Origin of the sequence: Akkermansia massiliensis, from assembly GCF_023516715.1 — a bacterium.
Classification (GTDB): Bacteria; Verrucomicrobiota; Verrucomicrobiia; order Verrucomicrobiales; family Akkermansiaceae; genus Akkermansia; species Akkermansia massiliensis.
On sequence record NZ_JAMGSI010000001.1, the window covers coordinates 524,751 to 539,436 of the forward strand.

The following is a 14,686-nucleotide window of genomic DNA, read 5'->3' on the forward strand; positions in this document are numbered from 1 at the left end:
GGTGAATTGTGCCCTCTTCTTTTCAAGATATGTCCAAATCCGGTGACCCATCCTCCTCTTCTCCCAAGAAGACTTCCGCCAGCAAAAAAGCTTCTGAATCCAAGGAAAAAGTAGCATCCAAGCCTGCCGCAAAAACTTCCAAAACCACTTCCAAGGCAGCCCCTGCCAAAAAAGCCCCCGCCAAGGCCGCCGCTCCGGCGGCTAAAAAGCCCGTTGCCGCCAAGCCCGCAGCGGAAAAGAAAGCCCCGGTGAAAAAGGCGTCTCCGGCCCCTGCCGCCGGGAAGGCCGCAGTACCCGCCAAAAAGGCTCCGGCAAAGGCGCCCGCGGCCGCACCGGCCAAGAAAGCCGCCGCTCCCGCCGCCAAGAAGGCTCCTGCCAAGCCGGCGGAAAAGAAACCCGCCGAAAAGAAGGCCTCCAAGCCTGCCGCTAAGGCGGAAGCTCCCAAGAAGTTGAGCGAAATCCTGGAAGAGGAACGCAAGAGGGCCGCCAGCCGCAAGGTCACGAATCCGATTGACGCCCCGGAAATCCAGGAAAAAATCCGTGAACTGATCAAGCTCGCCAAGGAGCAGGGCTACCTGACTTTTGACGACATCAATGACTCCCTTCCCAACGACATCGTTGACCAGCAGGACTATGAGGCCATCATGGACCGCCTGCGCAGCATGGCGTTTGACATCATTGACGCGTCCGACGTGGACAGCTACACGGACCGCACCCGCATCAACACGGAGGAAGAAGACGAGGAGGAAAAGCTTGAAGCCAAGATGGACATTCTGGACGACCCCGTCCGCATGTACCTGAAGCAGATGGGCCAGGTTTCCCTGCTCACCCGTGAAGAGGAAGTGGCCATCTCCAAGAGGATTGAGGATGCGGAACAGAACGTCCAGCGCTGCGTGCACCGCTTCGGCTTCATTGCGAACGCCTATCTGGACGTGGCCTACCGCCTGCTGGACAACGAGGAACGCTTTGACCGCGTCATCCTTGACAAGAAGATCGACTCCCGCGAACGCTACATGAAGGGGCTGGCCCAGCTCTGCGCCCAAATCCAGCAGACCCATCAGGACGCTTCCAGCGCCTTCCGCAAGCTGTACCGCAGCAAGGAGGCCGCCAAGTCCGTGAAGGCCCGCCAGGCGGAGTTTGACAAGATCACCGGCGTTCTGGTGAAGCTCTTCGGCCGCCTGTACTTCAAGCACAAGGTGATTGAGGATTTCTGCTCCATGATTGACGAGGCCCGCGACCGCGTGCTCCGCATGCAGAAGAAGGTAGCCCAGGACCCGTCCAACAAGGAGCTCAAGGAACACCTTGCGGAACTGGAACTGCGCATGTGGATGACTGCGGATGAAATGGGGGAAGCCTATCAGGAGCTCCGCAAGTGGCTCCGCGAAGCCCGCCGGGCCAAGGACGAGATGGTGGAAGCCAACCTGCGCCTGGTCATTTCCATTGCCAAGAAGTACACCAACCGCGGCCTTTCCTTCCTGGACCTCATTCAGGAGGGCAACATGGGCCTGATGAAGGCGGTGGAAAAGTTCGAATACCGCCGCGGCTACAAATTCTCCACGTATGCCACCTGGTGGATCCGCCAGGCCATCACCCGCTCCATTGCGGACCAGGCCCGCACCATCCGCATTCCCGTGCACATGATTGAAACCATCAACAAGCTGATGCGCGTTCAGAAACAGCTGGTGCAGGAATACGGCCGTGAACCTACGCCGGAGGAAATCGCGGAGGAAATCCACCTGCCCGTGGAACGCGTGCGTTCCGTGCTGAAAATGGCCCAGCAGCCCATTTCCCTGCAAGCCCCCGTAGGGGATTCCGACGACACCTCCTTTGGTGACTTCATTGAAGACAAGGCGGCGGAAAATCCCATGGAGGAAGCCTCCTTCTCCTTCCTGAAAGAGAAAATCAAGGATGTGCTGGACACCCTTACGGACCGCGAGCGCGAGGTTATTGAACAGCGCTTCGGCCTCCGGGACGGCAGCCCCCGCACCCTGGAGGAAGTGGGGCGCCAGTTCAGCGTCACGCGGGAACGCATCCGCCAGATTGAGGCCAAGGCCCTCCGCAAGCTGCGCCATCCCACGCGCATCAGCAAGATCAAGGGATTCCTGGAAATGACGGAATCCTGACCGGATTTGCGCCGCATGCCGTGCTACGCTCCGTGGTCATGAAGACCTGCGTGGCCGCGGCATGCGGCATTTTCATTTTACTGGCTTCCTGCTCAGGCAGCGGGGAATTCAAGCCCTCTTTCAACCAGCCCCTCCAGCCCGTGATGCAGCCGGGCTTTGTGTACGTGGACCAGGTGGCCCCGCTGGTGAAGACCAACCTGAAGTATGCCGGGTATGACAATTTCGTGGGGCGTCCGCTGGACGGCTACCACGGCAGGCGCGCCATCCTGCGCACCCAGACGGCGCACGCCCTGAAAAAAGTCTCGGAAGACCTGTACAGGCAGGGCTACCTGCTGGAAATCTATGACGCCTACCGCCCCCACACCGCCGTGCTGGACATTTGCAAATGGGGCGCGGACGCCGGAGACCAGAAGATGAAAGCCCGGTATTACCCGAACATTGACAAGGCCAAGGTGTTCGGGGACCACTACGTGCGCGACTTCTCGGAACATTCACGCGGCGTGGCTGTGGACGTCTCCCTGCTGTATGCCAAAACTGGAAAGCCCGTGGACATGGGCGGCCATCATGACCTGCTGGACCCCAGTTCCGCTACGGACACCGCACTGGTGACCCCGGCCCAGCACCGGAACCGGATGATTCTGAAAAAGGCTTTTGAAAAGCAGGGGTTCGCCAACTATTCTCCGGAATGGTGGCACTACCGCCTGCTGAATGAACCCGCGCCCTCCCTGCATTATTACTTCCCGGTGTGGGACGGCATGGCCTCCCGGTAAATCTTTGACGCGTCCGCTGTCACGGACCGGGCATTTTATCCTTTGATTTTTTTCCGACGGAAATAGGATGGCGGAATACTGAAGAATTTGACCAGATGAAAGAAGAACATTCCCATGATTCCGCCATGCAGCCCGAAGCCTACCGCTGGGCTGCCGTAATGGCCCTCCCTCTGCGTCTGGTAGTAGGCTGGACGTACTTCTCCGCGTTCTGGCGCCGCCTGGTGCTGGAAAACAAGCTGATTCCGGATGATCCGGGATACATCGGCGTCAAATTCAACCACTTCCTTCCCAATGCGCTGGGAATCAAGCCGGTCATTGAATATCTGGTGACGCACCCGTCCGAACTCTGGTGGTTCATGGTGGCGTTTACCATCATTGAATTCCTGGTGGGGCTGATGCTCATGCTGGGGCTGCTGACGCGCCTGGCGAGCGTGGGCGTTTTCTGCCTGGCGCTGGGCATTCTGCTGGGTTCCGGCTGGCTGGGAACCACCTGCCTGGACGAATGGCAGATAGGCATTCTGGGCATGTGCGCCGGACTGCTCCTGTTCCTGACCGGGGGCGGTTCCTGTTCGCTGGACGGCAGGCTTTCCAAACTTCCGTGCTGCGCGCGCCGTTCCTCCCTGTTTGCCTGGGTGGGGTCCGGTCCGCTGCCGCTGGGATACGGCCGCATGGCCCGCGTTTCCATCTGGGGAGCCGTGTTCATGATGCTGGTCACGCTGGGAACCAACCAGTTCTTTCATGGCGGCGTATGGGGGCCGCTCCATAACAAATCCGTGAAGCCCCTGCTGGAAGTCAGCGGGGCCTCCCTGTCCGGGCAGGAATTGCGCTTCAACGTATTCCGCACGGAAGGCGTGGATACCTACGGCTCCTTCCTCGTCCGCATCAGGCTGACGGACGGCCAGGGCAACACCCTGTGGAAAATGGAGGCGGACCAGCTTTCCGCGCTTCCCCCCTCCGCTATGGAGAACGCTTATCTGGCAAAGGTCAAGCCGGGCGCCTTCGGGCTGGTCGTTCCGCTGGGGGCCAGGGCCGGCGTAACACTCCCCGCCGCGCTTTCTGCGGTTCCGGAAGGTCCGCTTTCCGTAGTGCTGACGGATGTAAGCGGCAAGGAATGGTCCGCCCCGGTCCGGAAGGCCGGCGGCGTATGAGCGGCCCCGGAAGAAGGAGAAAGGCAGGATAAAAGGAAAGAATTCCCGGCTGGGGATTCTTTCCGGAGGTGGCTATGTTTGTCCGTGCTGCGCTGTTTTTCATCTTCGAGAGCTTCTTTGTTTCAAAGCGATACGTTCCTTTCCATCTTGACAGAATAAAGGGAGGGGATAAAAGGGGAGTAATGAAAACTACCCTGATCATACTCTGTCTCGTCTGCTTTTCGGCCGTTTCCCCGGCGGAAGAAACCTTGAAATACCTTCTCAAGGAAAGGGAACGGCTTTTATCCAGCATGGCTGAACTGGCGCAGGAACAGTACAAGTCCGGCATGGTTCCCTGGGAGGAAGTGACGCGGGCCAACTTGAACTTGCTGGAATTCCGCCGAAACAACGCCGGATCTCTGAAAGAAGCCATCGCCGTCCAGAAGGAACTGGTCAAGTATCTGGAGCAGCTCTTTCGGGATGCGGAAAAGGCCTATGCTTCCAGCGTGGGAGATAAAATGATGGTTCTCAAGGGCCGGGACGCATGGCTTGCCGCCAAGTGCACCCTGTTGTCCATGGAGAGCCGTTTGGGAGGGGAAGGGAAGTAGCCGGAAGCTGCGGCCGCACGGTGGCGGTATAAACGGCATTTGTTCATGCCGGGTTTTTCCATGCCGCTGAAAGGCGCGCATGGCTGTTGTGAATGATGGTTCCCCGTATTGGGAAAGCCCCTGTTTTCTTTCCGGACGCGGGAGGCCAGGGTATTCGTGCAGCGTTTGCCGCTGGACGCGTCCTTTCCGGATGCGGCGGCAAACCGCAACCCATGTTGAAACATCATGTCTGACGAGAAAAATAATGATTCATCCTTCCATTTTCCGGAATCGGATGAAAAGCAGTTCCTGGAAAAAATGGAACGGCTGGAAGGCAAGCTGGATGATCTGGAGCAGCAAGTGCTCCAGGCTCTGTCTGAAGTGGAAATCCCGAATACCTGGCTGGAGGAATGGGAGAAGTTTACGAACTCTGCGCCTGAATCCGGTGAACGGGAAATCAGGAAGTGGGTGGAAACCCAATTGGGCAAGCTGAAGGGGTTTGAAGCCCTGGACCAACTGGAACAGAACCAGATCGCGTCTCTATACCAGGACGCCCTCCTGTTCTCCCGGGAGATTTTGTCCAGAAAAGAGCAATTGGGCGGCACGCTGACGGATGAAGAACGTGATGTGCTGAATTATATTCAAAATTCAATTCGATAAATACCATGACTCCATTACTTCATCTCAGGCACTTGTTTGACTTTATAGCAACCAGGTATTTTTCCCGCCAGGATGGAAAGCGCAGGCTGGATGCCTTTCTCGTTCAGGAAGGCCATGCGGCGCTTCCTCATTATAATTATATCATGGAAAGACTTTCGGGGTTGCCTCTGACCCGGCATTCCGCTCTGGTCCAGATATTGGCCGGCATTATGACGGCCAGGATAAGTTGTCGCCTTCATTACAGGGACAATACGCATTATCCTGCCCTCATTCCCACTTGGATCACTTTTTCCCGGTATGCCTACCTTAATCCGGGAGCCGGAGGGTATCTGATGGGAATGGCGCCGCACCCTGACGCAGCCCTTCTGCCAGGCGTTCCATTGGCCTCCCTGGATCATGCCTTCTCTCCCTTTAGAGGTGCACCCGGCTACGATCCCGACAGCGGACATGTCCATGTGCGCCATGGGTTTAATGCCTACATCAAGCAGGAGGTCGCCGAGAACGGTGATTGCAACGTATATGTGGCGTTTCGCGGAACGGATACGGGACATGTGCGTGTCTTTGTTCCCAATGTATTGACGGATATTTTCCAGTTGTATTCCTGTGACATTTGCTACATTAGGGCGGCGGGACTGATTCGCCATTTGTTGAATCATGTGCCGGGAATAGTGTCCTTGCAGGCCACCGGGCATTCCCTGGGCGGCGGCATGGTCCAATTCGGGGTGGCGGCCAATGTAGGGTCACCTCTCCCGGTTGGCGGTGTCGCGGTGAATGCTGCGGGATTGTCCGGTAATTCCTTGCAGGCGCTGGGTGCAGACCGTTTGGCGGCCGCTGCCGGCGTCTTGGACCATATAACCACTTGCTGTGATCCGGTCAGTACGTATGGCGGAGGATTGGTGGGCGGCCGGTACCGCATCCCCAGGCAGAATGCGCCCCTTTCCAACGGCCATGGCATTGCCGATGTAGCCGCCTGTTATATGGCGGCTACAGGGGGTGGGGGAAACATCCCGGCAGATCCTCGCTAGTGTACCGGAGGGAGTTGAACGCGGAAAGGGGAGCCCCTTGAAGCAGCTCCCGGCACTTCCCTCTTTTCTTGTGAAAAACGCAAGCCGTCCCATTGCTGGCAATGGGACGGCTTGAACGTGAAAGAGCAATTTGATTAGTGAGGCAGGCGGAAGTTGCGGTTGAAGGCGGAGACTTCCTTCTTGAGCTGGGCGAAGCCGTCCGGGTTCGGGCAGACCTGGTCGCCTACGTACAGCGCCAGGGCGCGGGCGATGAATTCCGCTACCTGTTCCACGTCTTTTTCCTTCATGCCGCGGGTGGTCACGGCGGGCGTGCCGATGCGGATGCCGGAGGGCTTCATGGGGGAACCCGTGTCAAACGGGATGGCATTCTTGTTCACGGTGATGCCCACGCGGTCCAGGGCTTCCTGCGCGTCCGCCCCGTTGATGCCCTTGTTGCGGAGGTCCACCATGAATACGTGGTTGTCCGTGCCGTTGGAGACGACGCGGAAGCCGAGTTCCGCCATTTTGGCCGCCATGGCCCTGGCGTTTTTCACGACCTGGGCCGCATAGTCCTTGAATTCGGGTTTCAGAGCTTCCCCGAAGCAGGCCGCCTTAGCGGCAATCACGTGCATGAGGGGGCCGCCCTGCATGCCGGGGAAGACGGCGGCATCAAGCTTCTTGGCGTATTCCTCCTTGCAGATCACGAAGCCGCCGCGCGGGCCGCGCAGGGATTTGTGCGTGGTGGAGGAGACGAAGTCCGCATAGGGAACCGGGTTCGGATGCTGTCCGCCGGCCACCAGGCCCGCGATGTGGGCCATGTCCACGAACAGGTAGGCGCCGCAGGCCTTGGCGATCTGGCCCATGCGTTCAAAGTCGATCGTGCGGGAATAGGCGCTGGCTCCGGCCGTGATCATCTGCGGCTTCACTTCCAGGGCCAGTTTTTCCAGCGCGTCATAGTCGATGGCTTCCGTTTCCTGGGATACGCCGTAGTGAACTACGTTGTACAGCTTGCCGGAGAAGTTCGCGCGGTGGCCGTGGGTGAGGTGGCCGCCGTGGGAAAGGTCCATCGTAAGAATGGTGTCGCCGGGCTTCAATACGGAGAAGTAAACGGCCATGTTGGCCTGGGAGCCGGAGTGGGGCTGCACGTTGGCATGGTCCCCGCCGAAGATTTTCAGCACGCGGTCAATGGCAAGCTGTTCCACCTTGTCCACTACCTCGCAGCCGCCGTACCAGCGCTTGCCGGGATAGCCTTCCGCGTATTTGTTGGTCAGCAGGGAGCCCTGGGCTTCCCGGACGGAGGGGGAGGCGAAGTTTTCAGAAGCGATCAGCTCAATGTTGTTGCTTTCGCGGCGGCCTTCCTCCTGGATGAACGCGGCCAGTTCGGGGTCCGTCCATTGCAGGGGGCTGCCGGAGGATTTGACGACGCGGCGTTCATGGCGGCCGCCTTCAAAGTCCGCGTGCAGCCATGCGTCCAGCACGTCTTCCACGCTTTCATTGTCCACATAGGCGGAGGCCAGGCACAGCAGGTTGGAATCGTTATGCTGGCGGGAAAGGGCCGCGGCGGGGGCCGTGCGGCAGAGGGCGGCGCGCACGCCCACCCAGCGGTTGGCGGCGATGCTCATGCCGATGCCGGACCGGCAGATGAGGATGCCGCGGTCGTTGGTACCGTCAGCAATGCTGCTTGCGACTTCATTGGCGTAGTCGGAATAATCGCAGGAATTCTTGGTCATGGTACCCATGTCGGTCACTTCATGGCCCCATGCCTTGAGGAGTTCTACTACGGTTTCCTTGAGGTCGACTCCGGCGTGGTCCGCGCCGATGGCAATTTTATATGTCGTATTCATGATGGTGCTCATTGCTGACGGGCAAAGATACTGCCTTATTTCACCCCGGCTGGCAAGTCCCGGATTCATTCCGGCACGTTCCGGAAGGAGCGGCGGCCGCCTTTTACCCCGGAAAAAAGGGCCCCGGTTCCTGGAGGAAACCGGGGCGAGTGGGAAGGAATGGGGAAGGGACCGTTATTTTCCGGAGGATTCCAGCTTCAACATGTCCTGGACGATGTTGATGCCTTCGCGGAGTTCCGGGTCAAGGCCGGAGGGATATTCCGGGGAGTCGTCCAGTTCCGCCGTGGGGTCTTCCGCCAGGTGCATGAACTGTTCGTTGTCCTTGTCCGGGTCCGCCAGGGGAAGCTCCCTGGCGTTGACGTCGTCCAGCGTCAGGCGGTAAATCTTGTACTTGGTGGCGTCTTCCTTGGCCATTTCCGCAAAGCGGCCCTTGCGTTCCTTGTTGATGGATTTGCGGCGCTCTTCCAGCGTGGAGTTTTCCTGTTCCCGCGTCTTCTTGTTCAGGGAGAGCTTGTTGTCCTTAATGCGCTGCTTCATCATGGCGATGTCTTCCCTGGCAATCTGGAGGTCGCGGTCTTTTTCCACGCGCTTCGCGCTGGCTTCCTTCAATGCGGGCAGCATGGCCGTGATGGAGGAGTCCTTTTTGTAATTGGTGCAGGGCGTGATCTGGTCATAGGGCATCGCGTAGTCCAGAATGTCTTCCCCCAGTTCAAACGCCGCCGTAGCGGTGGGAAGCTGAATGTCGCTCTCCACGCCCTTGAGCTGGGTGGAGCCGCCTGCCACGCGGTAGAATTTCTGGGTGGTGACTTTCAGCAGGCCGGCACGGTCCCTGGCTGCAAAGAAGGGCAGGTACTGGCCGATGTCCACCGGCTGCTGCACGGAACCCTTCCCGAAGGTGGAGTCATCCCCCACGATCACGGCGCGGCCGTAGTCCTGGAGGGCCGCGGCCAGAATTTCAGAGGCGGAGGCGCTGAGCTTGTTGATGAGCACCACAATGGGGCCGTTGAAAAGCTTCTGGCGGTTGTGGGCGGATTTGATGTCCACGTTGCCGCGGGTGTCCTTGATCTGCACCACGGGGCCGTTCCCGGTAAAGAAGCCCGTCATCAGGCGCACTTCCTCCAGGGAACCGCCGCCGTTGCTGCGCAGGTCAATGACCAGGCCGTCCACGTTTTCCTTGTTCATCCGTTCCAGGATTTTTTTGACGTCCTTGGCGCAGCGGCGGTCGCCGCCTTCCATGTCCGCATAGAAGGAGGGAAGGCTCAGCACGCCGATGCGGTTCTGCCCTTCCGGCGCGCCGGTGAGTTCGATGATTTCGCCCTTGGCGAGTTCGTCCTTCAACGGCACCTTGGAGCGGGTCAGCGTGATGATCTTGGCCTGGCCGGGAGCGTCCGCCGGTTCCACCTTCAGGCGCATCTGGGTGTTTTCAGCCCCGCGGATCATGTCCACCACCTTGTCCAGCTTCAGGAACAGGATGTCCACCATTTCTCCGGAGTTGTTGGAGTCAATGGCCACGATGCGGTCGTTCAGCTTGAGCTCTCCGGATTTGTCAGCCGGACCGCCCACGACGATACCCGTGATTTTGGTGGAGCCGTCGTCTTCACTGCCCAGCAGGGCGCCGATGCCGGTGAGCTCCGTGCCCATGGAAATCTTGAAGCGGTCCACCTGGCGGGCGCCCATGTAGTCCGTGTGCGGGTCATAGGTCATGGCTACTGCGCTGAGCAGGGTTTCCGCCACGTCTTCCAGGTCCGTTTCCTGAATGTTGCGCTGGATGCGTTCATAACGCATGAGCAGTTTTTCCTCCGCAGGCTTTTCATTGGCCAGCGGGTCGGGCTTGTTCTGTTCCTTCGCCAGGCGCGCCACGGTTTCACGGCGCAGGATTTCAGACAGGAGCTGTTCCTCCACCATGTCTTTCCAGACCTGCTGCATTTCCGCCTCATCCTTGGGCCACGCGGCGGTCTTGCGGCGGGAGCGTTCAATGGACCGGTCCTTGTCAAAGGTAAAGCCGCCCTTTTTCAGCAGGTCCCGCGCATAGGCGATGCGCTGCATGGCGCGCTGCCGGTACAGGGCGTGCATGGCCTGGGCCGCGTCCATCATCTGGCCGGACATCAGGTAGTCGTCCAGTTCCCTGCCGTATTTCTTCTTGAGGGCGTCCACATCCTGCTGGGTGAAAAATATCTTGTTGGGATCCACCTTGCGCAGGTAGGTTTCCAAGAATTTTCCGGACAGTTCGTCGCTGAATTCCTTGCGGGAGAAGTGGAAGTTCTGGAGCAGGAGGGACATTTGCTTGCCCACCTGGTTGAAGTCCGTGGCCGCGGAGGCGCAGGAGGTGATGGCGGCTGCGGCCAGGGCCGAGAATGCTGTAAGTCGAATCCAACGGAATGAGTGCATGTTCATAACGGAAAAGGGTGCGGTTTTCTCCATCAGGGAAAAAAAGCTAGTGCTGGGATGTGAGTGTTACTGATTTGTAGGTGATTGTCTATCTTATAAAACGTCCACATGACGCTATTTTACGCGCCGGGTTTCCGGAAGGGGGAAAGGGACTGCCGGAGGGCGGAAGAACCCCCGTCCGTCCGGAAGGAACGGCATCCGGCGGGGTTGCAATCCTCTGCGAATGCAGGGCGCGGGAGAGAGGAAGAAAGAGGCAAATTCATTAGTGGACAAATACACCATAAAGTTTGAAATTCTGTGCGGAAGTCCGGCATTTGTCATATTGGGGCCGTACAGGAAGGAGAACGCGGTTTCCGGAGACTTTTTCCCGTGCGCCGTAGCGCCGCCCGCTTGACGGCAGCCTTTTTCTTTTTCCGCCGCCGCATTTCTCCCGGAGCGGGGAAGGCATTCCTTCCTTGTCAGCGGCGGGGGAGGGCCGGACGGGGCGCGGATGTTTCCAGTATGGCCGCCGCGGGGAGGGGAACATTTCAGGATTGAGGTCACGGAGGTTTTCTGTACACTTCGCGTGATGATGAGAACACCGAACCAGGACAAGAAGCCTTCCGGAAGCAAAATGGGCGTTCTGCTGCAGCGTTCATTCAGCACCGTGGTTCTGCTGGGTTTGCTGGCGGGGGCCCTGTGGTGGGACCGTGAACTTGGGTATTACGGGCTGGTCTGCATCTTCTGCATCCTGGCCTCCTGGGAATGGAGGCACATGCTGCTGCGTTCCAGAAAAGCCTCCCAGCCGAACCTGAGCTTTCTTTTCGGCGCGGCGTATCCCGTGCTGCTGTCCTGGGCGTGCTACGTGACCAAGTTCTGGGAAATCGCCCCTACGGAGAATGCCCCGTTCCTGATTCCCCTTCCTCTTCTGGTGGCGCTTGCCGCCCCGGTCCTTCTGGTCGTGATTTCCTTTATCCGTGAAATGAAGTATCCGGTGGTGGGAAGCCGGGCGCTCCGTTCCGTCGGGACCACGCTGCTTTCCTTCATTTATCCCGGCTGGCTGTTCGCCTTTGCCATTCTGGCCCTGCATCTGGCCTATATGAGGGTAGGGTATGTTTATCCGTCCATCGTCATGTGCGTGCTATGGGTCATTCTGGTGACGAAGATGGCGGACATTTTTGCCTATGTCAGCGGGTTCCTGCTGGGAGGCCGCATTTTTTCACGCAGGCTCATTCCCCACATCAGCCCCAAGAAGACGTGGGAGGGCATCCTCGGTTCCTGGGTGCTGACGAATGCGGCGGCCATCGGGCTGGTTTTCCCGATGTTCAGGGTCTCCGTCCTGTCCATGCCCCAGATGCTGGTGCTGGTGGGCTGCGTCTCCTTCATTTTCCTGCTGTCCGTTTACGGGGACCTGGCGGGCTCCCTGGTGAAGCGCAGCCTGGCCATCAAGGATTCCGGCTCCCTGCTGCCGGGGATAGGCGGCATTTTTGATTTGATTGACAGTCCTTCCTTTACCGTGCCGTTCTTCTGGTTCCTGCTGGCCTGCATCGGTTGAACGGCCCGGGCATGAACGGATTCCCCTGTAACCCGGTATGGATTCCCCCTCCCTTCCCATTGAGGAAATCCGCGGAGAATTGCTGGACGCGCTGCAAGCCCCCTCTCCGCGCATCCTGCTGAAAGCGCCCACGGGCTCCGGCAAGTCTACCGGCGTTCCCCCCATGATGGATGACGCCGGGCTGGGGGAACGCGGCCTGATCGTCGTCGTTCAGCCCCGCCGGATGGCCGCGCGCCTGCTGGCGCGCCACGTGGCCCGGCTGCGCGGAGTGGAGCTGGGGAAGGAAGTGGGGTATGTGGTGCGCTTTGAACGGCACATTTCCCCCCGCACCCGCATTGCGTACGTGACGGACGGCATGCTGGAACGCTGGCTGACGGAGCGGCCCGCCCTGGAAGGGGTGAGCGCCGTGGTGTTTGATGAGTTTCACGAACGGAGCCTCTCCGGGGATTTGTCCCTGGGGCGCGTATTGGACTTGCAGGAAGGCCCGCGCCCGGACATGGCCGTAGCGGTGATGTCCGCCACGCTGGAAATATCCGGCCTGCGGGATTACATGGGCGCCTCCTGCCGGGTGCTGGAGGCGCACGGAAGGCAGTATCCCGTAGAAACCGTTTACCGGGCTCCCCGGCTGGTCAGCGACGGCCGCGGCAGGGTGGCTCCCCCTCCCGTGTGGGAGCAGGCGGCGGACGCCGTGAAGGAGGCGGTGAAGGATGACGGCTGCGGGGACGTGCTGATATTCATGCCGGGCGTGTATGAAATCCGGAAAACGGCGGAGTTGCTGGCCGGCAGGCCGTGGATGGGCGGCCGGGACGTTTTTCCTCTTTACGGAGCGTTGACCCCGGAACAGCAGAATCGCGCCGTGGAGCAGGGGAAGAATCCCCGCGTCATCGTTTCCACCAATGTAGCGGAAACCTCCCTGACGATTGAGGGGGTGCGCACGGTGATTGATTCCGGTCTGGTGCGCCGGTCCGGCTGGGACCCCTACAGGGGCATGGATACGCTGCACCTGACGAAGATTTCCAAGGCGTCCGCCGCCCAGCGCGCGGGCCGTGCCGGGCGCGTGGCTCCGGGCCGCTGCTTCCGGTTGTGGAGTGAGGCGGAGCAGGCGCGGAAGGCGGATTTTGATCCGCCCGAATGTTTCCGGGTGGATCTGGCGGGGGCCGTGCTGAATCTGGCCGCGTGGGGCATAACCGCGCCGGAAGGGTTCCGCTGGCTGGATGCGCCGGACCCCCTGGTGATGCAGCGGGCCGTGAACCTGCTGGCCGCCCTGGGAGCTACGGAGGCGGACGGGAGCCTGACGGACGTGGGAAGAAGGATGACCGCTTTTCCTCTGCCGCCGCGGCTGGCGCGCCTGATGGCGGCCGGGCAGGATGAACAGTGCGTGGTGGAGCTTGCCGCCATTGCGGCCCTGATGCAGGGGGAGGGCGTGGCGATGAAGGGCGGCTTGAACGACAACCTGCGCGATTCTGCGGACTATACGGATTTTCAGGCGGAGTGGCGCGCGGTGGAAAAGGCTGTGGACGCCGGGTTTGAGGCGGGGGCGTGCACCCGCTGGGGCATTTCCGCCCGTGGGGCGCGGGAAGTGTGGATGGCGTATCGGCAGCTTTTGTCCATCGGCAGCCGGGGGAAATCCCGGGAAATGCCGGAGCCTGATTTCACGGCGGCGCGGCCTGCCGTGGTCCGCGCCATGATGGAGAGCTTTGCGGACCATGTGGGCGTCCGGAACGGAGTGGCCGCCAACACGTGCCGCATGGCCGGCGGCGTGGGGGGCAGGCTGGCGGAAGGCAGCGTGGCGTTCCACGGGGAGCATTTTGTGGCGGCGGAGGTGGCGGAGTTGTCCGGAAAGGCGGTGGAAACCCGTGTGGGCCGCTGTACGCTCATTGACCCGGAGGAGCTGCGCGCCGTCTGGCCGGAGCGTTTTTCCGGCGGGGAGGCGGCCGTCTTTGACGCCGTGCTGCGCCGCGTGCGCCTGCACCGGAGACTGATGTATGAAGACCTGGTGCTGGAAGACCGGGACCGCGGGGACGCTCCGCCGGAGCTGGCCGCCCCCATTCTGGCGGAAAAGGTGGTGGACGGAACCTTGAAGCTGGTGAAATGGGATGACGCCGTGGAGCAGTGGATACGCCGCCTGAACGGTTTAAGCGTCTGGATGCCGGAACTGGAACTCCCCCGTTTTTCAGAGGAAGACAAGCTGGTTGCCATCTCCCTGGTTTGCGAGGGAGCCGTGGGCTACAAGGACATCAAGGAGAGGGAGATCATTCCCGTGCTCCGGGACTGGCTCTCCGGCTGGCAGGCGAAGGCGCTGGACGATTACGCTCCGGTGAGCCTCACGCTGACCAACGGCCAGCACGCGAAAGTGAGGTACGGGGAGGATTCCACGCCTGTGATCGGCCTTACGGTGCAGCGGCTGTTCGGCGTGGCGGCGTCTCCGCGCATTGCCAACGGCTCCGTGACCGTGAAGGTGGAGGTATTGGCCCCCAGCCAGAGGCCTTGGCAGGTGACGGGCTCCCTGGAAAGCTTCTGGCGGAACGGCTACGGCCAGATGAAAAAAGACCTGGCGGGGCGCTATCCCCGGCACCGCTGGCCCGATCCTGAAGAGCTGGATTTCCTCCCCCGTTCCCGTTGAGAAGGCGAAAGGATTTTTCTGTAACA

The 14,686-nt window shown here is 60.2% G+C and carries 10 protein-coding genes; 8 read left to right on the forward strand and 2 right to left on the reverse strand.

Translation table 11 applies throughout. The features are described from left to right. Positions 1-29: 29 nt before the first annotated feature. The 6 genes from rpoD (at position 30) to M8N44_RS02265 (ending at position 6,292) form a co-directional block, all read left to right on the forward strand. Positions 30-2,123: an RNA polymerase sigma factor RpoD gene (rpoD, locus tag M8N44_RS13875; RefSeq protein WP_102728279.1), complete on the forward strand. Its 2,094-nt coding sequence runs from the start codon at positions 30-32 to the stop codon at positions 2,121-2,123. A gap of 38 nt (positions 2,124-2,161) precedes the next feature. Beyond that, positions 2,162-2,893, forward strand: a complete 732-nt coding sequence (locus tag M8N44_RS02245) for a M15 family metallopeptidase (protein ID WP_022396683.1) — start codon at positions 2,162-2,164, stop codon at positions 2,891-2,893. 95 nt (positions 2,894-2,988) lie between these two features. Further along, positions 2,989-4,041, forward strand: a complete 1,053-nt coding sequence (locus M8N44_RS02250; RefSeq protein WP_215451193.1) for a TQO small subunit DoxD — start codon at positions 2,989-2,991, stop codon at positions 4,039-4,041. 182 nt (positions 4,042-4,223) lie between these two features. Beyond that, a complete protein-coding gene (locus M8N44_RS02255) occupies positions 4,224-4,628 on the forward strand; it encodes a hypothetical protein (RefSeq protein ID WP_102728280.1) in 405 nt (134 codons plus the stop codon). Positions 4,629-4,853: 225 nt separating this feature from the next. Continuing rightward, complete coding sequence (locus tag M8N44_RS02260; protein WP_102722817.1) at positions 4,854-5,267, forward strand: hypothetical protein; 414 nt, start codon at positions 4,854-4,856, stop codon at positions 5,265-5,267. Between the two features lie 5 nt (positions 5,268-5,272). Then, a complete protein-coding gene (locus M8N44_RS02265; protein ID WP_146021107.1) occupies positions 5,273-6,292 on the forward strand; it encodes a hypothetical protein in 1,020 nt (339 codons plus the stop codon). A 134-nt stretch (positions 6,293-6,426) separates the two neighbouring features. On the opposite strand, the gene rpiB is transcribed toward M8N44_RS02265, so the two are convergent. Then, positions 6,427-8,115 (reverse strand): ribose 5-phosphate isomerase B, encoded by a 1,689-nt coding sequence (gene rpiB, locus M8N44_RS02270; protein WP_283938714.1) that lies wholly within the window; start codon positions 8,113-8,115, stop codon positions 6,427-6,429. Positions 8,116-8,289: 174 nt separating this feature from the next. After that, positions 8,290-10,503 (reverse strand): carboxy terminal-processing peptidase, encoded by a 2,214-nt coding sequence (locus tag M8N44_RS02280; protein WP_249852995.1) that lies wholly within the window; start codon positions 10,501-10,503, stop codon positions 8,290-8,292. Positions 10,504-11,071: 568 nt separating this feature from the next. On the opposite strand from M8N44_RS02280, the gene M8N44_RS02285 reads away from it, so the two are divergent. Beyond that, on the forward strand, positions 11,072-12,037 hold the full coding sequence (locus M8N44_RS02285) for a phosphatidate cytidylyltransferase (protein WP_180975166.1): 966 nt from the start codon (positions 11,072-11,074) through the stop codon (positions 12,035-12,037). 37 nt (positions 12,038-12,074) lie between these two features. Then, positions 12,075-14,660: an ATP-dependent helicase HrpB gene (gene hrpB / locus M8N44_RS02290; protein WP_102728285.1), complete on the forward strand. Its 2,586-nt coding sequence runs from the start codon at positions 12,075-12,077 to the stop codon at positions 14,658-14,660. Positions 14,661-14,686: the final 26 nt, after the last annotated feature.

Excerpts from the sequence above, each read along its gene's own strand:
- M8N44_RS02255 (WP_102728280.1), top strand. The coding sequence starts at position 4,224 with ATGAAAACTACCCTGATCATACTCTGTCTCGTCTGCTTTTCGGCCGTT.
- rpiB (WP_283938714.1), bottom strand. The coding sequence starts at position 8,115 with ATGAATACGACATATAAAATTGCCATCGGCGCGGACCACGCCGGAGTC.
- M8N44_RS02265 (WP_146021107.1), top strand. The coding sequence starts at position 5,273 with ATGACTCCATTACTTCATCTCAGGCACTTGTTTGACTTTATAGCAACC.
- rpoD (WP_102728279.1), top strand. The coding sequence starts at position 30 with ATGTCCAAATCCGGTGACCCATCCTCCTCTTCTCCCAAGAAGACTTCC.
- hrpB (WP_102728285.1), top strand. The coding sequence starts at position 12,075 with ATGGATTCCCCCTCCCTTCCCATTGAGGAAATCCGCGGAGAATTGCTG.
- M8N44_RS02260 (WP_102722817.1), top strand. The coding sequence starts at position 4,854 with ATGTCTGACGAGAAAAATAATGATTCATCCTTCCATTTTCCGGAATCG.
- M8N44_RS02250 (WP_215451193.1), top strand. The coding sequence starts at position 2,989 with ATGAAAGAAGAACATTCCCATGATTCCGCCATGCAGCCCGAAGCCTAC.
- M8N44_RS02245 (WP_022396683.1), top strand. The coding sequence starts at position 2,162 with ATGAAGACCTGCGTGGCCGCGGCATGCGGCATTTTCATTTTACTGGCT.
- M8N44_RS02280 (WP_249852995.1), bottom strand. The coding sequence starts at position 10,503 with ATGCACTCATTCCGTTGGATTCGACTTACAGCATTCTCGGCCCTGGCC.
- M8N44_RS02285 (WP_180975166.1), top strand. The coding sequence starts at position 11,072 with ATGATGAGAACACCGAACCAGGACAAGAAGCCTTCCGGAAGCAAAATG.